The organism is Kitasatospora sp. NPDC001540, assembly GCF_042894345.1.
GTDB classification, from domain to species: domain Bacteria; phylum Actinomycetota; class Actinomycetes; order Streptomycetales; family Streptomycetaceae; genus Kitasatospora; species Kitasatospora phosalacinea_C.
Genome location: NZ_JBIAVO010000024.1, coordinates 47,677 through 64,172 on the forward strand (window position 1 = coordinate 47,677; position 16,496 = coordinate 64,172).

Annotated in this window: 19 protein-coding genes; 5 read left to right on the top strand and 14 right to left on the bottom strand. The window is 74.5% G+C overall.

Features of this window, described 5'->3' with window-relative positions:
• Window positions 1-74: 74 nt before the first annotated feature.
• Window positions 75-611: a winged helix-turn-helix transcriptional regulator gene (locus ACFY00_RS25540; RefSeq protein ID WP_388033882.1), complete on the bottom strand. Its 537-nt coding sequence runs from the start codon at window positions 609-611 to the stop codon at window positions 75-77.
• A 109-nt stretch (window positions 612-720) separates the two neighbouring features.
• Here ACFY00_RS25540 and ACFY00_RS25545 point away from each other — a divergent pair, with 109 nt between their 5' ends.
• Window positions 721-1,149: a nuclear transport factor 2 family protein gene (locus ACFY00_RS25545; protein WP_388033883.1), complete on the top strand. Its 429-nt coding sequence runs from the start codon at window positions 721-723 to the stop codon at window positions 1,147-1,149.
• A gap of 19 nt (window positions 1,150-1,168) precedes the next feature.
• On the opposite strand, the gene ACFY00_RS25550 is transcribed toward ACFY00_RS25545, so the two are convergent.
• Window positions 1,169-2,188, bottom strand: coding sequence for a two-component system response regulator (locus ACFY00_RS25550; protein ID WP_388033884.1), 1,020 nt, complete (start codon window positions 2,186-2,188; stop codon window positions 1,169-1,171).
• 629 nt (window positions 2,189-2,817) lie between these two features.
• Here ACFY00_RS25550 and ACFY00_RS25555 point away from each other — a divergent pair.
• Window positions 2,818-4,332, top strand: a complete 1,515-nt coding sequence (locus ACFY00_RS25555) for an FAD-binding oxidoreductase (protein WP_388033952.1) — start codon at window positions 2,818-2,820, stop codon at window positions 4,330-4,332.
• Between the two features lie 145 nt (window positions 4,333-4,477).
• On the opposite strand, the gene ACFY00_RS25560 is transcribed toward ACFY00_RS25555, so the two are convergent.
• The 3 genes from ACFY00_RS25560 to ACFY00_RS25570 all read right to left on the bottom strand — a co-directional run bounded on the left by ACFY00_RS25560 (window position 4,478) and on the right by ACFY00_RS25570 (window position 7,695).
• Window positions 4,478-5,743, bottom strand: a complete 1,266-nt coding sequence (locus tag ACFY00_RS25560; RefSeq protein ID WP_388033885.1) for an alpha/beta hydrolase family protein — start codon at window positions 5,741-5,743, stop codon at window positions 4,478-4,480.
• A 117-nt stretch (window positions 5,744-5,860) separates the two neighbouring features.
• Complete coding sequence (locus tag ACFY00_RS25565; RefSeq protein WP_388033886.1) at window positions 5,861-6,430, bottom strand: hypothetical protein; 570 nt, start codon at window positions 6,428-6,430, stop codon at window positions 5,861-5,863.
• An 83-nt stretch (window positions 6,431-6,513) separates the two neighbouring features.
• Window positions 6,514-7,695, bottom strand: coding sequence for an MFS transporter (locus ACFY00_RS25570; protein WP_388033887.1), 1,182 nt, complete (start codon window positions 7,693-7,695; stop codon window positions 6,514-6,516).
• A gap of 110 nt (window positions 7,696-7,805) precedes the next feature.
• Here ACFY00_RS25570 and ACFY00_RS25575 point away from each other — a divergent pair, with 110 nt between their 5' ends.
• Window positions 7,806-8,060 (top strand): lipopolysaccharide assembly protein LapA domain-containing protein, encoded by a 255-nt coding sequence (locus ACFY00_RS25575; protein WP_388033888.1) that lies wholly within the window; start codon window positions 7,806-7,808, stop codon window positions 8,058-8,060.
• A gap of 160 nt (window positions 8,061-8,220) precedes the next feature.
• Entirely contained in the window at window positions 8,221-8,769 is a 549-nt protein-coding gene (locus tag ACFY00_RS25580; RefSeq protein WP_388033889.1) for an LURP-one-related/scramblase family protein, read from the top strand.
• 36 nt (window positions 8,770-8,805) lie between these two features.
• Here ACFY00_RS25580 and ACFY00_RS25585 read toward each other — a convergent pair whose 3' ends face one another.
• From ACFY00_RS25585 to ACFY00_RS25595, 3 genes are all read right to left on the bottom strand, one after another.
• Window positions 8,806-9,468 (bottom strand): Type 1 glutamine amidotransferase-like domain-containing protein, encoded by a 663-nt coding sequence (locus ACFY00_RS25585; protein ID WP_388033890.1) that lies wholly within the window; start codon window positions 9,466-9,468, stop codon window positions 8,806-8,808.
• A 109-nt stretch (window positions 9,469-9,577) separates the two neighbouring features.
• Window positions 9,578-12,613 carry an aminotransferase gene (locus tag ACFY00_RS25590; RefSeq protein WP_388033891.1) on the bottom strand — a complete coding sequence of 1,012 codons (3,036 nt, stop codon included), beginning with the start codon at window positions 12,611-12,613 and terminating at the stop codon, window positions 9,578-9,580.
• A gap of 57 nt (window positions 12,614-12,670) precedes the next feature.
• Window positions 12,671-13,111 (bottom strand): Lrp/AsnC family transcriptional regulator, encoded by a 441-nt coding sequence (locus tag ACFY00_RS25595; RefSeq protein ID WP_388033892.1) that lies wholly within the window; start codon window positions 13,109-13,111, stop codon window positions 12,671-12,673.
• 308 nt (window positions 13,112-13,419) lie between these two features.
• On the opposite strand from ACFY00_RS25595, the gene ACFY00_RS25600 reads away from it, so the two are divergent.
• Window positions 13,420-13,569, top strand: a complete 150-nt coding sequence (locus tag ACFY00_RS25600) for a hypothetical protein (RefSeq protein ID WP_388033893.1) — start codon at window positions 13,420-13,422, stop codon at window positions 13,567-13,569.
• Window positions 13,570-13,954: 385 nt separating this feature from the next.
• On the opposite strand, the gene ACFY00_RS25605 is transcribed toward ACFY00_RS25600, so the two are convergent.
• The 6 genes from ACFY00_RS25605 to ACFY00_RS25630 form a co-directional block, all read right to left on the bottom strand.
• The gene (locus tag ACFY00_RS25605) at window positions 13,955-14,182 is read right to left on the bottom strand and encodes a hypothetical protein (protein ID WP_388033894.1); all 228 of its coding nucleotides are present in this window, start codon (window positions 14,180-14,182) and stop codon (window positions 13,955-13,957) included.
• Window positions 14,183-14,201: 19 nt separating this feature from the next.
• Entirely contained in the window at window positions 14,202-14,504 is a 303-nt protein-coding gene (locus ACFY00_RS25610) for a DUF6087 family protein (protein WP_388033895.1), read from the bottom strand.
• Between the two features lie 38 nt (window positions 14,505-14,542).
• Entirely contained in the window at window positions 14,543-15,385 is an 843-nt protein-coding gene (locus ACFY00_RS25615; protein WP_388033896.1) for a JmjC domain-containing protein, read from the bottom strand.
• 90 nt (window positions 15,386-15,475) lie between these two features.
• Complete coding sequence (locus tag ACFY00_RS25620) at window positions 15,476-15,724, bottom strand: hypothetical protein (protein WP_388033897.1); 249 nt, start codon at window positions 15,722-15,724, stop codon at window positions 15,476-15,478.
• Between the two features lie 186 nt (window positions 15,725-15,910).
• Window positions 15,911-16,129, bottom strand: coding sequence for a hypothetical protein (locus ACFY00_RS25625; protein ID WP_388033898.1), 219 nt, complete (start codon window positions 16,127-16,129; stop codon window positions 15,911-15,913).
• Window positions 16,126-16,320 (bottom strand): hypothetical protein, encoded by a 195-nt coding sequence (locus ACFY00_RS25630; protein WP_388033899.1) that lies wholly within the window; start codon window positions 16,318-16,320, stop codon window positions 16,126-16,128. The genes ACFY00_RS25625 and ACFY00_RS25630 overlap by 4 nt, the downstream gene beginning before the upstream one ends.
• Window positions 16,321-16,496: the final 176 nt, after the last annotated feature.

Consider the following 16,496-nt stretch of genomic DNA (forward strand, 5'->3'; position numbering starts at 1 on the left):
GGGCCCGAGACCCCCACGGAATGAGGCCGTCACCCCACTGCAGGGGGTGGTGGCCTCGCCGTCGTCCGGCGGGTTCAGCCCTCGTCCGTCGGGTTCGGTCCTCGGTCGGGGAGCGGGCCCGCGGCCAGGCGGGCGGCGACGACGGCGGTGCCGCGGGCCGGGCGGCCGCCCGGGCCGGGGACGAACTCGACGGTGCCGTCGGTCAGTTCGCCGCCGCAGTGGTCGCAGGCGACGACCGGACGGGCGGGGTGCCCGCAGGTGGTGTGGCGGGGGACGAGCGGGGCGCCGGCCGGGTCGGAGCGGTGGCGGTCGCCCCAGGCGAGCAGCGCCAGGACGACGCCGTGCAGGTCCCGTCCGGCGTCGGTCGGCAGGTACTCGTCGCGCGGCGGGTGCGCGCTGTAGCGGCGGCGCTCGACCAGGCCTTCGGCGACCAGGTGGTCGAGGCGGGCGGACAGGATGTTGGTGGCGATGCCGAGGTCCTGCCGCAGCTCCTCGAAGCGCCGCAGCCCCAGGAACAGGTCGCGCAGCACCAGCAGCGTCCACGGGTCGGCGACCGCCCCCGCGGCGCGCGAGACGGAGCACGGGATGTCGGCGAAGCGGGTGCGGTCCACGCCGTCCAGTGTAGTGCGGCGGGGCGCAGTGGCTTGCATGTTGCAAGTCAGGTGCTAGGTTGAGGACCGAGGGGCCGGTGCGTCCGTCGCCCTCGTCCGGGAGGCAGTGATGTACCACGCGATCACCCGTGCCAGGGTCCGCGCGCTGTGGCGGCGGATCGGCACCGGCGACCACCGGGCGGCCGTCGCCACCGCCGCCCCCGACCTGCGCTTCCGCTTCGCCGGGGACACCCCCGTCAGCGCCGAGTTCGTCGGTCGGGACGCCTTCGCGGAGTGGTTCCGCGCCCTGTACGAGCGTTTCCCCGGGCTGCGGCTGACTCCCCGCGAGGTGATCGTCCGGGGCTGGCCCTGGCGCACCACCGTGGTCGTCCGGCTCGACGTGGCGGCCACCCTCGCCGACGGCACGCCCTACCGCAACGAGGCCGTCCAGTGGCTCACCCTCCGCTGGGGCCGGATGACCGCGGACGAGGTACTGGAGGACACCAAGGCGCTGGACGAGGCCTGCCGCCGCCAGGCCGCGGCGACCGCCCCCCGCTGACGGCTGCGCCCGCGAGGCGCTACCGACCCTCCCGGCCCTCGTGGCGCTCGCGGTGCAGTTCGACGAAGGAGGCCACCTTGGCCCGCACCGCCCACGGGTCGACCGGCTTCGGGATGAAGTCGGCGGCGCCCGCGGCGTACGCGCGCATCGCGTGGTCGGCGTCGCCGCCGATGGCGGTCACGAAGACGATCGGGATGTCGCGGGTGCGGGCGCGGCGCCGGATGTGCTCGGCGGTCTCGTAACCGTCCATGCCGGGCATCTGCACGTCGAGCAGGATCGCGGCGTAGCCGTCGGGCTCCATCAGCGCCCGCAGCGCCTCGGGGCCGGAGGTCGCGGGGACGAGTTGGTGTCCGTGCGGCCCCAGCAGCGCCTCCAGGACGGTCAGGTTCTCCGGGCGGTCGTCCACCAGCAGGACCTTGGGCGGCGGCCCGTCGTCGGGCTCCGCTCCGGTGGGGGGCGGCGGCGCCGCGGAGGTGCCCTGCTGCTGCTCCACCAGGGCGAGTTGGCGCCGCAGCAGGGCGTGCCGGGCCCCGGCCCGGGCGGACTGCTCGCGGGCCCGGTCGAGCTGCTCGGCCAGGGCGGCGCGGTCGGGGTGCTCGGGGTGCTCGGCGGGGGAGTCGAGGGCGGCCAGCGCGCGTCCGGCCCGGGCGGCCTGTTCGTCGGCCTGCTCGATCTCCCGTTCGGCGGCGTGCAGTTGGCCCTCGAGCTGGCACACCGCCCGGCCGATCGACCGGGCGACCCGCAGCGCCGCCATCCGCGACCGGCGCAGCCGCTCGCGGACGGCCCGGTCGGCGGCGTCGTGGGTGTCGGGGGTGCCGCCCCGCACCGCGTCGAGCAGGGCCTCGACGAACTCCCACGGCGGGATGCGCACGGCCGCGAGGTAGCCCGCGAGCGCGTCCGGGCCCAGCCCGCAGCGGGTGGCGAATTCGTCCGCCGGGGTCTCCAGACGGCGGACGAGCGCCCGCAGCTCCTCGGTGAACCCCAGCCGCTCCCAGCCGAGTTCGGCACCGAGCGGCGGAAGGCCGTCGACGGCCGTCACCAGGCGCACCCCGTCGGCACCCGTACCAGGACCCGAACCTCCACCCGCCCGCCTCCGCTCGCTCCGCGCGTTCCGGTCGACCCGCCCGCCGCGTCCGGGCAGCGCGCGGCCGCACGGCAGCGACGGTGCGCGGTCATCCGTGACCGCGCCCGGCCGAGACGGTGACCATACGACACCGGAGGGGGAATTGACTCCCTGTCAGGTCACGGTTCGGAGGCGTTCGGCGGCGCACGGGTTCCCCGGAGCGGCGTGCGGCGCCCGCGAGGCGCGGGTGCGGCCCGCGGCGGTGGGGACCTTGAGAGTCCTCAAGAGGCTTTTGGGGAAGCGCAGTTGGCGCGTGGGTGAGGTGCCCCGCAGGGCGGATCGCACCGGCCGGAGCGGCCGGAGCGGCCGCCGGGCGGTACGGGCTCCGGAATCGAACGGCCGGACGGCCGGGACGGGCCGGGGCGGTGGGGGCGGCCGGGCGGGACGGGCGCGCGCGGCCCGGTGTGCCGTCCGGCGCGCGCCGGTGTGCGCTGCGCCATCGGACGCACTCCGGCGGGCCGCAGCCGGGCGCGGGCGGGGCGGGGCGTGACGATCGGCCCAGAGCCCCCGTGCGCCCGGTGCGGGGAGGAAGGTGCGTCGTGACAATGAACCGTCGTCGTTTTCTGGCCGTCGGCACAGCGGTGGGGGTGGGGCTGGTGGCGGGTGCGTCCCCCGCCCTGGCCCGGGGCGGGCCCGGTGCGGTGGAGGCGTTCCCGCCCCGGCAGCGCGGTTGGCGGGCCGCGCCGCCGGACTGGCAGGCGCTGCGGCAGCGCCTCGGCGACCGGCTGGTGCTGCCCGCCGACCCCGGCTACGGGACGGCCCGGCTCGGCTTCAACGAGCTGAACGACGGCCAACTCCCGGGCGCGGTCGCCAAGTGCGCCACCGCCGACGACGTCCGGGCCTGCCTGGACGTGGCCCGCGGCCACGGCATCCCGATCGCGGCCCGCAGCGGCGGTCACAGCTACCTGGGCTACAGCGTCCCCGACCGCGGCCTGGTGATCGACCTGCGCGCGATGAACACCGTCCGGGTCCGCCCCGACGGCCGGGCCGAGGTCGGCGCGGGTGCCCGGCTGATCGAGGTGTACGCGGGCCTGGCCGCGGCCGGACGGCTGCTGCCCGGCGGGAGCTGCCCGACCGTCGGCATCGGCGGACTCACCCTCGGCGGCGGCATCGGCGTCCTGGCCCGCAAGTACGGCCTCACCTGCGACCGGCTGGACGCCGCCGAGGTCGTCACCGCCGACTCCTGCGTGCGCACCGCCGACGCCGAGCACGAGGACGGCCTGCACTGGGCACTGCGCGGCGGCGGGGGCGGCAACTTCGGCGTGGTCACCCGCTTCACCTTCGACACCCCGCCCGCGCCCGGCCTGACCGTCTTCATCGTGCCGTTCCCCGCCGGGTCCGTCGCCCAGGCGCTCGGCGGCTGGCAGCAGTGGGTCGCCGACGCGCCGCCCGAACTGTGGGCCAGCTGCCAGGTCTCCGGCGGCAACCCGCCGACCTGCCGGATCGTCGGCTGCTGGGTCGGCGACCCGTCCGGCGCGAACCAGCAGATCGACCGCCTGGTGCGGCTGGCCGGCACCGCGCCCACCGGACGCACCGTCGCCGCCAAGGACTACCTGGCCGCGATGAAGTTCATGGCCGGGTGCGCCAACGACACCGTCGCCCAGTGCCACCCCACCTGGGAGGGCGGGCGGCTCACCCGCACCGGGTTCGTCGCGGTCTCCCGGATGTTCGGCCCCGGCCCGGTCGACCCGGCCCGGCTCACCGAGCTGATGACCGGCCGCACCGGCGTCGACCTGCTGCTCGACTCGCTCGGCGGCGCGGTCGGCGAGCTCGCCCCCGACGCCACGGCCTTCCCGCACCGCGGCTCGCTGGCCAGCGCCCAGGTCTACGCGGGCGCCACCGCCGCCACCGAGGACCGCGTCCGCGCCACCGTCGACGAGATCCGCGACGGCCTCGCCCGGCTCGGCGCCCGCGGCGCGTACGTCAACTACATCGACGCGACGCTGCCGGACTGGGGGCGCGCCTACTACGGCGAGAACCTGCCGCGGCTGCAGCGGGTGGCCCGGCAGTACGACCCGGACGGGGTGTTCGCCTTCCCGCAGTCGGTGACGGCGGCCTGAGAGGCTCGCTCCGCTGTCCTGGCCCGAAGCAGCACGGACCTTCGATGGGCTCCGGCCGCCAGCAGCTCGGACTCGCCGTTCCCCGAGCCCCTGACGGGGCTCTGCCGTTCCCCGAGCCCCTGGCGGGGCTCGGCAGCGGCCCGGGTCAGCGTTCGTAGGTCATCTCGGGGAAGCGCGCCGAGGGCCCGTCCAGCAGGTGGTCGTCGTGGCCGCGCAGCCAGCGGTCGAAGAAGGAGGCGACGTAGGCGCGGGTGGCGGCCTCGGTGCGGGCGGGCGGGAGGTCGCCGACCTCGGAGCGGAGGTCGGCGGGGGAGAGGGCGCCCTGGCGGGCGAGTTGGGGGAGGAGGGTGGCGGCGTCGGTGTAGGAGGCGTGGCGGGAGCCTTCGAGGGTGACGTCGGCGTGCCAGCCGGTGCTGTGCTGCCACAGGGCGTCCCAGCCGGGCTGCCGGTGGTAGGAGCCGGAGTCGGGGCTGCGGGTGCCCATCAGGAGGAAGGGGCGGTCGAGGCCGTCCTCGGCGACGCTGGGGAGGAAGACGCCGCTCTGCCCGTCGGGGCCGGGGAAGTGCAGTTGGCCGTCGAGGTCGATCGCGGCGGCGATCCGCGGGTCGTCGTGCATGGCCTGCAGGGCGGTGAAGCCGCCCGCGGAGTGCCCGGCCATGCCGATCCGGCCGAGGTCCATCGCGGCGGCGAGCCCGGCGGGCAGGTCGGACCGGTCGCCGAGGCAGCCGAGCCGGTCCAGGACGAGCCGGGTGTCGGCGACCCGGGCGTCCAGGGACCTGCGCAGCACCGCGCCGATGTCGAGGTTCGGGTCGCCGAGCATGCCGGGCAGCACGGAGGTGGCCAACTCTCCGTCGGGGAAAGCGACTTCGGACGCCTCGTAGGTGTGGTCGACGGTCACCACCACGTACCCGCGGGAGGCCAGGTCCTCGACCAGCGCGGTCCCCCAGGTGCGCGGGTCGCCCAGCCCGGCCGAGTACAGCACGACCGGGCGCGGGCCGCCGGGCAGGACGGGGGCGTCCGTCCGGGCGTGGGTGCGGATGCCGGACCAGTCCGTACTGCCGGGCGTCACCGCGTAGTTGATCAGCCCGACGCCGTCCGGCCCGCCGAAGTGGGCCCCGGCGGCCGCGGTCATGTACGGGGCCCGCGGGCCGTCGGCGGAGCGGGCGGCCGGGTACCAGACGCTCACCATCAGCTCGCGGGTGCGCCCGGCCGTCCACGGGTCGGGTCGGGAGTCGTCGGCGATCCGCAGCGAGGCCGTCCCGATCGCGAACGGCCCGGTAGGCGAAGGGAGTTGTGCAGTGGCCTGCCGGGTGCCGGTCTCGGCCGACGCTGCCGGTGCCGGTAGGGCCGCCGTCGCCGCCAGTGCCGCGAGCAGCAGCGCCGCCCCGATCCGTCCGCGCGTGCCCGTCATCGGAAGTCCCCTCGTGTCAGGTGCCTGTTGCCGGGCCCCACCGTACGGGGACGAACGGGTGGTCCGCGTCGTACCGCGGAGCCAATCGGCGGGGTGATACCGGAGTATGACGCCCGATCAGGTGGCGGTGCCCCGCCGGGGGAGGGAGAGCAGGGTGATCGCGGCGGTGACCACGGTCAGGGCGAGGACGAAGGCGCCCAGGGTGAAGAGGCCCAGGGTGAGGCAGGTGGCCAGGGCGAGGACGGCGAGGCAGTCCAGGGCGGCGGCGAAGCGGAGCGCCGCGCGGCCGGTGGCCCAGGCGGCGCGCAGCGGGCCGCGGCGGTGCCAGAGCCCCGCCAGCGCGAACAGGCCGAAGAACGGGAAGACCAGGGTCAGCGCCCCGAGGTCCTGGTTCCGGGCGAACAGGGAGTGCGCGTCCACGGAGAACACCTTGACCGCGCCGACCACCGTCAGGCCCCCACCCACCAGGAAGAACACCGTTCCGACCACCCGGAAGGCGGAGGTTCCCCGCATCGGCGCCGTCAGGCCCGACTGCGCGCGCTGCGCCTCCGCGAAGGCGATGAGACGGTCCACCACGCCCCGGAGGTTGAAGGCGAGGAAGCAGCCGATCGTGAACGCGGCGATGCCCCAGCAGAGCATGAACAGGTGATCGGAACCGGGGTCCGTCGTCCGGCCGGCGATCGGCATGGTCGTGCTCCTTCGGGTGCGCGGTGTTGCGGCACTCCTACCACGGGACGGTGGGGGAGGGAAGATCCACAACCGGCGGGCGGTCAGCCCCCGGACCGGGCCCGGCGCAGCAGGAAGGCGCCCGAGACGGCGGCCAGCACGGCCATGCAGGCGGTGAAGACCAGGCCCGCGTCCGGCAGGCCGAGCGGGCCGTCCAGCAGGCCCACGCCGATCACCGGGATCGAGATGCCCAGGTAGGCGACCACGAACAGCAGCGACAGCACCCCGCCGCGGTGGGCCTCGGGCGCGGCCGCCGCGACCTCGCCGACCGCGCCGCGCAGCGCCATGCCCTGCCCGGCGCCGCCGACCAGGGCCGCCAGCACCAGCGGGGCGAGGGCGTCGGTGGCCAGCGAGAGGGCGAGCAGGCCCAGGCCGCCGATCAGCACCAGGCAGCCCAGCGGGAGCGCCCGCCGCGCGCCCAGCTTCGGCACCAGCAACTGGCCGACGGTGGAGGCGAAGAACGCCGAGGCGACGACCAGGCCGACCACCGCGTGGTTGTGCACGCCCACCTCCTCGGCCAGGAACGCGGGCGTCACCGAGGTGAACACCCCCAGCAGCGAGAACCCGGCGAACGCGGCGACCGCCGCGGGCAGGAACACCCCGCGCACCTCGGCGGGCAGCGACGGCCGCCGCGGCCGCGCGGCGCGCAGCGGGCGCGCCCCCGGCACGCTCTCCGGCAGGGCGCGCACCACCGCGAAGGACAGCGCCAGCAGCACCAGGTGGACGGCGAACGGCAGGGTCAGCGGCCGCGCCGCGTACTGGGCCAGCAGCCCGGCCAGCAGCGGCCCGCAGCCCAGACCGCCCATGTTGGCGGCGGTCGCGGCGAAACCCGCCCGGCCCCTGCGTCCGGGCGGGGCCAGCTCCAGGACGTACGCGGTGGCGGTGCCGGTGAACAGGCCCGCCGCGAAGCCCGACAGCAGGCGGCCCGCGAACAGCCAGGCCAGGCCCTGCTCGGCGAGGAACACCACCGCGCTGGCCGCCGCGCACCCCAGGCCGACCAGCAGCACCGGCCGCCGCCCCACCGCGTCCGAGACGTTCCCGACCAGCAGCAGCACGCCGATCACCCCGAGCGCGTAGACGGCGAACACCACCGTCACCATCAGCTCGGAGAACCCGATCCGCTCCTGGTACAGCCCGTACAGCGGGGTGGGCAGCGTGGTGCCGGCCATGCAGACGGCGAACGCGGCCGCCGCCCCCAGGTACCCGCCGCTTCGACGATCGCTCACCTCCCCACCGTAGGCAGCGCACCGGAGCGGGGGGAACCGGCGCGCCGGGGGCGGACGGGGGCCCGCAGGTCGACGGGCCGATGCGGGCGAACCATCACATAATGGGCCGTATGGCTGACAAGACGAGCGGTGCGGACCGGCCGGCCTCGGTCACCGTCGGCGGCCGCGACGTGCGCATGAGGACCATCGCGTTCCTGCTGCTCGGTGTGCTGGCGATCTGGTTCATCGCCGTGAACACCGCCTCCGTGAGGATCCGGCTGTGGATCCCCACCGTCACGCTGCCGCTGTGGCTGGTCCTGCTGGTCACCCTGCTGGTCGGCGTCGCCCTCGGCTGGCTGCTCGGCCGCCGACGGGCCAGGGGCTGAGCGCCTCACGCGGCGACGGGCACTGCCCGCCGCCCGCCGCCCGCCGCCCGTCCCCGGAAAAGATGCGCCCCCGCCCGGACGGCGGTACGAAGGGCCCACGGACGGCGCACCCGGCAGCGGGGCGGCGTCCGCCGCCGCAGCACGAGGAGAGGACGCCGGGATGTTCGAGGAACGACGGGCCCGCCGCCAGGCCAACCGGGCCTTCGACCACGGGGACGGGGTCACCCGCTACCAGATGCGGCAGAAGCTCCTCGCCTTCGGCGACGACTACTGGATCGACGACGACTCCGGCGACCACGTCTACAAGGTCGACGGCAAGGCGCTGCGCCTGCGCAAGACCTTCCACATCGAGGACCGCTCCGGCCACCGGGTCGCCACCGTCCAGAGCCGCGCGCTGCGGATCAAGGAGTCGATGGAGATCGAGGACGCCGACGGCAAGCGGATCGCCATGGTCAAGAAGGCCCTGATCAACCCGCTCCGCGACCGCTGGCACATCGAGCAGGCCGACGGCCCCGAGCTCGACGTCCACGGCAACGTGCTCGACCACGAGTACACGATCGAACGCGACGGCCGGAAGGTCGCCGAGGTGTCGAAGAAGTGGTTCCGCCTGCGCGACACCTACGGCCTGGAGGTCGGCCCCGACGCCGACCACGCCACCGTGCTGGCCGCCGCGATCGCCATCGACGCGATGACCCACCCGGGCGACTGACGCACCCGGGCGACCGACCATCCGTGCGGCGGCCGCTCAGAACCGTCGCCAGCGGCCCTCGGAGACGACCTCGACCACTCCGTCGACCACCTTGACGGCGGTCTCGTCGTCGATGGCGTAGGCCGGGTTCGGCAGGGCGGCCGCCCAGCGTTCCGCGTCGGCCGTGGAGTTCTCCGGCAGGGCCGGGTGGTCCAGGTGCGGGAAGAGGGAGAAGTCGACGAGCCCCAGGGTCTCGTCGGTGCCGGTGGGCGACCGCCACTCGACGAACTCCGCCCCGATGCGGGGCGTCATCACCATGCTGCCGGCGCTGAGCCCCACCCAGACCTTCTCGGGCAGGGTGGGGATCAGCTCCGCCAGGCCGGACTGCCGCATCCAGTGGCACAGGTACAGCGCGTCACCGCCGTTGGCGAGCAGCACGTCGGCCTGTTCGACCCAGGGCAGCCAGCGCTCCGCGCCGATGCTGGGCAGCGCGGTGAGCTCCAGGACGCCCATGGACCGCCAGCCGAGCTCGCACATCGGGGTGCTGGAGCGCCCGGTGACGAAGCGCCAGGCCCCGGCCGGACTCCCCATGGGGTGCCCGTAGCCCGCGGTGGGGATGCACAGGGCGTCGGCCTCCTCGACGGGCTTGCCCAGCAGGTCGACCAGGGCCTGCCGGATGCTGGGGTTCTTCACCCCGGCGGAGGTGAGGAGCAGTTTCACGGTGCCTCCCGTACGGGGGTGGTCGTTCCTGCGGGCGGGGCGTCGGGCCGGGCCGGCACCAGTGTGGCACGCGGGAGCCGGCGGGAAGCGGCGGTGCGGCGCGCAGGAGTCAGGCGCCGTGGCCGAGTTGGGCCAGTGCCAGGTCGAGGGTGTCGGCGAAGAAGTCGGCGGCGGCGGTGTCCAGGCACAGCGGCGGCTTGATCTTCAGGACGTTGAGGTGGTCGCCGGTGGGCTGGACGACCACGCCGAGGTCGAGCATCCGGTCGCAGAGCTCGGCGGTCTCCTCGGTGGCGGGCTCCAGGGTGGCCCGGTCGCGGACGAGTTCGAGCCCGAGGTAGAGCCCGGAGCCGTGCACGGCGCCGACGATCCGGTACCGGTCGGCGAGCGCCCGCAGCCGCCGCTTCAGGTGGCCGCCGACCCGTACCGCGTTGCCCTGCAGGTCCTCGTCGCGCAGGGTGTCGAGGACGGCGAGGCCGACGGCGCTGGAGACCGGGCTGCCGCCGGTGGAGGAGAAGAAGTAGCCCTGGTCGCGGTAGCGTTCGGCGATCTCCCGGGTGGTGACCACGGCGCCGAGCGGGTGGCCGTTGCCCATCGCCTTGGCCACGCAGACCACGTCGGGGACGACCCGCTGCTGCTCGAAGCCCCAGAACCACTCGCCCAACCGGCCGTAGCCCGCCTGCACCTCGTCGGCGACGGCCAGGCCGCCGTGCCGCCGGACCGCCGCGTACACCTGGGCGAGGTAGCCGTCGGGCAGCGCGACGCCGCCCGCGTTGCCGTAGAACGTCTCGCTGACGAACGCCCCCGCCGGGCGCCCGGCGGCGGCCAGGGCGTCGACCACCGCGACCGCCTCGGGCGCGTAGCGGGCCGCGTCCGCGCCCCGGTGGCGGCCCCGGTAGGGGTTGGGGGAGTCCACCGTGTGGACCCAACCCGGGCGGGTGGCCAGGGCGTTCGGGTTGTCCTGGAGGGAGGTGGAGACCGCGTCGGAGGCGTACGTCCAGCCGTGGTAGGCCTCGCGCACGGCGACCACGTCCGGTCGGCCGGAGGCGCCGGCGGCCAGCCGCAGGCCCAGGTCCACCGCCTCGGAGCCGGAGTTGACCAGGAACACGGTGTCCAGCGGGTCGGGCAGCAGCGCGGCCAGGCGCTCGGTGAACTCCACCACCGAGGCGTAGTGGAAGCGCGAGTTGGTGTTCAGCCGCCGCAACTGCCGTGCCACCGCCCGCTCGACGCTCGGATGGGCGTGGCCCAGCGGGGTCACGTTGTTGACGATGTCGAGGTACGCGCGGCCGTCGGTGGACACCAGGTGGTGACGCCAGCCCCGTTCGATCCGGGGCGGTTCGGCGTAGTAGTGCTCCTGCACGGTGGCGAACACGGCGGCGCGCCGGGCCAGCAGGTCGGCCCGTTCGGTGCGGGCGGTGGCGGTGGCGGCGGCGGTGGCGTCCAGCCCCAGCAGCGGGGCGGGGTCGGCGGTCAGCGGCAGCCAGCCGGCCGCGTACTCGGGGCGCACCAGGGCCGGGACGGTCGGGCCGTCGGCCGCGCGCAGGGCCAGCCGGGCCGGGGCCCCGGCCGGGAGGCGGACCAGTTCCTCGCCGCCGCGCAGCTCGGCCCCGACCGGCACCGACGGCCGGGTCGCGGCGTCGAACTCCAGCACCAACACCCGTCCGTCGTAAGCGAGTTCCAGCAGTCCGGGTGCGGCGGTCAGCACCAGGGCGGCGCCGGGCGCCTGCGCCGGCAGCTCCTCGCCCGGCCACAGGTCGACGCCGGTGGCGACGGTGGCGGGGGAGACGGCGGAGAGCACCGGCGTCCGGGAGAGCCGGGCCCGCCCGTACGGGGTACGGGCGACGGCCGCGCCACCGGCCAGCACGGCCGCGGCCGCCCGCCGCTCGACCCCGGTGTGCGTCGTACCGGCGTGCGGCGAGTCGGTGTGCGTCGTACCGGTGTGCGGCGAGTCGGCCCCGAGCCAGGCCCCGCCGTCCATCGCGTCGGATTCGGTGGCCAGGTCGAGCAGGGCGAAGCGGTCGGGGGCGAGGCCGCGCAGTAGCGGGTGCGCGGGCGGGGCGGCGGCGGTCGGCGGGGCGGCGTACCCCGCCGCGTCCGCGACCAGGTGGGTCATCACCGGGAGCGGCAGGCGGGTGGCCTGCTCGAAGATCCGCCACTCGCGCTCCAGCGCGCCGGTGGCGTACGCGTTGTCCGCGTCGACGGCGGCCTGCTGCCGTCCGCTCACCACCAGCCCGGCCGCGCGCAGCACGACCAGCGGCCACAGCGCCGCCGCCTCCTCGGCGGACAGCGGCCGCAGCGCGTGGAAGGCGCGGACGGCGGGCAGCACGTGGTGCGGCTCCATCCCGTCGTGGTGGAGCAGCGAGGAGAGCGTCACGGCCAGCTCGCTCACCGCCCAACTCGCGGTCAGGTCACCGAAGTCGATGACCCCGTCGGGCACCGGCAGCGGGCTGTCGGGGCGGCGGACCAGGTTGTCGTCGGTCAGGTCCAGGTGCACCGCCTGCACCGGCAGGGCCGCGGCGACCTCCTGCACGCGCGACCAGGCCCCGGCGGTGGCCGCCAGGACGGCGGCCCGCCGCTCGGGCTCGGTGACGTGCCCGGCGAGCCGCTCGACCACCCGGTCCGCGTGCCGCAGGTCCCACTGCAGGACGCGTTCCAGGCCCGGGTGCCGGAAGTCGCGCAGGGCGGTACTGACCCGGGCGGCGACCGCGCCCGTCGCCGCGACCGTGCCGGGGGAGAGGTGGCGGCGCCCGGAGAGCGTCCCGCCGGGCAGGTGGCGCAGCAGCCGGGCGACGGCCGGGCCGCTCCCGGACTCCACCACCGCCCGGCGCGGGGTGCCGTCTGGGCGGCGCAGCACGGTGGCGACCCGCAGCCCGGGGTGGGCGGCGGCGACCAGGTCGGCGGCGGCGTCCTGCGCCTCGACCTCCGCCTCGCCGAACGCCGGGTTGGCGACCTTCAGCACCGCGAGGGCCGTCCCGTCGCCGTCCCGCAGCAGGAAGTTGGCGTCCTGCTGGCTGCCCAGCGCCTCCGCGCGGGCCGCGGTCCCCAGGTGCCGGGCGGCGAGCAGCTCGGCCTCGGCCGGAGTGGTCCGCGGGGCGGGCAGCGCCTCCCGGGCGAAGAAGTCGACGGTGCGGTGGTCGGCGTGCGGCATGGCGGGGGGTCCTCGGGGTGGAGACGGGCGGGGCGAGGGGAGGGCGGCGGGGCCGGTTCAGTCGGTGTGCCAGAGGAAGCGGTGGGTGTGGATCGCGAAGTACGGGAAGTTCTCCACGGCCGTGACGCCCTCGACGGCCCGGACCACGTCGTTGACGAAGTCCAGCAGGTCGGCCGGGCGGGCGCAGACCACCTCGACGAACAGGTCGAAGGTGCCTGCGGTCAGCACCGTGTACACCACCTCGTCGTGCCGGGCGAGCGCGTCGGCCACCGCCCGCGGGTCGCCGTCGACGTGCAGGCCCAGCAGCGCCATCGTCCGGTGGCCCATCGCCATCGGGTCGGTCACCCCGACCACCTGCACCTCCTTGGCGTCGATCAGGCGCTGCAGCCGCAGTCGCGCCGCGGACGGCGACAGGCCCACCTTGGGCCCCAACTCGGCGTAGGGGATCCGGCCGTCCACCTGAAGCTCCCGCAGGATGGCGCGGTCGATCTCGTCCATGGCACACCTCTTCGCTGTCGAAACGGCAACCCGGAAGGCCGCGAGGAGCACAATGCCCCACCTTGACGCTCGAATCAAGCGGAAAACCGCTCGGATCGAGCGTAGCGACGCGCGGATCGATCGCCGGGGCGGCTGCGGCGGCACCAGCGCCGCCGCGCCGCCGGGCGCACCGCGCACCGGACCGCCCGCACCGTGGGCGGCGCCCACACCCCCGCCCGCGGAACTGTGGCCCCTTCCCACATAGGCTCGCCACCTACCCGTTCCTACGGTGTGGCGACATCCCGCACTCCTCCGGAAACGGTGACCCCATGGCCAGCCCCACCCCCGCCGTGCACGGCACGCCCCCCGCACCCCGGCCGGCGGCCCTGCGCCGCGTCGTCGCCGCCTCGCTGATCGGCACCACCATCGAGTGGTACGACGATCCACTCGCCAAGTGCTCCGACCTGAGGGTTTGCTGAGTTCTGGGCTGCCGAGTCAGCACCAAACCAGCACCGTACCTATTGAGCGCGCGAAGACCAGCACTATGTCCGTAGGCGGTCGAGCGTGGAATTGGCAAGATCGCCGCCCACCTCAACGGCGAGAAGTACGCGGATGGGTACGACTCCCTGGAGCCGGCCGAGGTCGACTGACCAGAAGAACCCCTCGCCACATGGCGGGGGGCTCTTGCTGGAACGGTCGCCAAGCGCAACCTGCGCCGGAGGACCCGCATCCCCGAGGTCGTGGTCTTCGGCCTGATGCGGCCCGTCGCGCCGCTGGCCGACCGAAGGGCTCGCCCAGAGTCCTACAGCCAGTCAGGATGGGCAGCCCCGTATGTAGTGCGGCCCCTGTTGGGCAAGGCGCGGGTCAACTACGGCGGCGCTGCATCAGTCGTTCGATGCTTGGGTGTCGCGCGATCGCGTCCGTGTACTCGGTGGTGTCGTCGAACTCGCGGAAGTTGACGATCGGGTCGTCAGCGGCGTGCAGCATCGCGAGTGCACAGCCGAGGCAGAAGGTCTGCTCGGTGTCGAGGTCTAACAGGTTCGCGTACTGGCGGCACCCGGTCCACTGACAGAGCCTGCGGTGCCTGCCCAAGTCTCCCCCTGGCCGATGATCAGTTCTTGCGGTGCCGTCCGGAACCCCGTCGCAGCAGCGCGACCGGCGTGCAGGGCTGTGGGAAGGCTGGGGGCTTCGCCTCAGTGATCAGCCTGTACGCCTCGGCGTAGCTGTCGGCGACAGCGATCGGAATCCACTCGGCGCCGCGCCACTCCACAACCAGGTGCGCAGTGTCGGCGAACGGTCCTGCGGCGCGCTGGGCCTGCGGATCGAGGAGGATGGCGTCACGGGCCCCGAGGGGCGGCGTGAGGCCGGCACGGGCCTCGTACCAACCTTGTACGTTCTTGTCCTCTCCGAGCACGTCCACAGTCCTTCCCGTGTGGCGTCCTAAGGGTGAGGTTAGGCGATGCCAAGCACCGTGCACTGCTGCTTACCCTGAATGGCGCCGCCGGAAGCGATCAGGTCGAGCTGGTCGAGGAACGTCCACAGCGCAGCCCGGGTGTCCGCCACGAGCGCGTCAGCGGGGTAGCCGCTCAGGCCGGGCGGCAGCGCGGCACGCAGCGGAAGGTGCTCCGCGGCCTGGTCGAGGAGCTGGGCGAGGAGCCAGTGCCGCGTCAGCAACTGGATCCCGAAGGTGATGTGCAGGGAGCGCTGGACAGTCGTGTGCCCGAAGTGCACCCAGCCGCGGGGGATGAACAGCACCTGGCCAGCCTTGAGCGTCACTGTGACTGCGTTCGCCTCGATGTCGGCTCGCTGCTCCGCGGTGAAGCCGACCTTCGTCCACCGGTGGACGTCGAGCGGGTCTTCGATGATTGGGGGTGCCAGCCGCCACGTCTTCTCACCCTCGGACTGCGCGAGAAGAACGTGGTGGGTGTCCCAATGGGGCCCGTAGCCCATGGAGTTCGGCGGCGTGAGGTACACGTTCGCGGTCACCGGGTGACCGAGCTCCGCCGCGAGGTGCTTCGACGCGTCGCGTAGCGGCGCCCAGGTCACGTGCAGGCCGTTGAGGACCAGGGTTGCGGTGGGGTGGTCGGCGTTCGGCGCGTCGGGAACGAGCGCGCCTTCGCGAACGTGGCCGAGTTCGATGGAGCGAAGGGTCGGGTCGGCGACGATCCGGCGCGCATCGTCGCTGTCGAAGAGATCGGCCGGGTAGGTCGCGTCACGCTGGTAGACGACCGGTTCGGTGGGCCAGCGAGTGAGGAACGCTTGAGGATCGTCGACGAGACGGGTGATCACGCTCATGGTGGTGCTCCACTCGATCGGGGTATCAAGGGCGGCGGGGCTCCCCGGAGAATTCCGCTCTCCGGGGAGCCGCCGTGCGGGTGCAGGGAATCAGTCGAGGAGGTAGTCGAACTCGCCGGCCTTGGCGCCCTCGATCATGGCGCGGATCTTGGTCCGGGTCGCGGTGAGCGGCACCTGCGACTCGTCGGTGGTGATGCCGATGCGGATCGAGTCGCCCTCGATGGCGAAGCCGATGCTGTCGTCCAGGTGCTGCTGGTTCGACCGGCTCGACTTGCGCCAGTCCAGCCCGGCGGGCGCGCCGACGGGGTTGTAGTTGTGCACGGTGACGGCCTGGCTCACGGTCCTGTTCTCCTTCGGTTCGTCCAGTCCTCCCGGCGGCTGCCGGGGAGGGGTCGTGCTGACCTCCACCTGGTCGGTGGAGGAGTCTTGTCGGCGGCACCCGGAGTCACTTCGGGTGGGTCGGCCCTGCGATGGTCCGGGCCGAGCACGCTCTCCTGCCGGCCTCGGTGAAGCAGCGCCCGGCAACTATCCGCCATGAAGTGGGCATTGGCAGGGTGGCCACGTCGCGGCCGGGTGGTAGGCGTACGAGTCGGGGTCCGAGTCCACGACGGTGAAGCCCGAGTCGTCGTAACGGGTGCCGTCGGCTGCGACCTTGAAGGTGCGGATGTAAAGGCCCTGGCGCCGCTTCTCCAGGGGGACGAAGTCCGGCGACGTCACGTTGCTCGCCTTGGCCACGGTGATCACCGCAGACCCCGGAGTCGGCGACGGCGACCCGCCGCGATCTGAGAGAGGACCGAGCGCCGGCGCTCCGCCCGCGTGAGGTTCTCGACGAAGACCTCGTTGCCCCGGTGGTCGGACAGCCAGATCCCCCACGCGTGGTGGCCGCCTTCGACGATTTCCCGTCGTCGTTGCCGGGCGTCGGCGGTGAGCTGCACGTCATCCTCCTCCGTGTGGGGTGGGGTGCGGCGGCTCCTTCTCGTCGGGGACGCACTGATGGAGCCGCCGCGGGCAGCCAACCCGCGGGCCCCGAGACCGGATGTCCGGCTCCTTGCCGCGGATCAGCGTGACCAGTAAGCCACCGTCAGCTACCGTCTCCCAGAGCGAAGTCCAT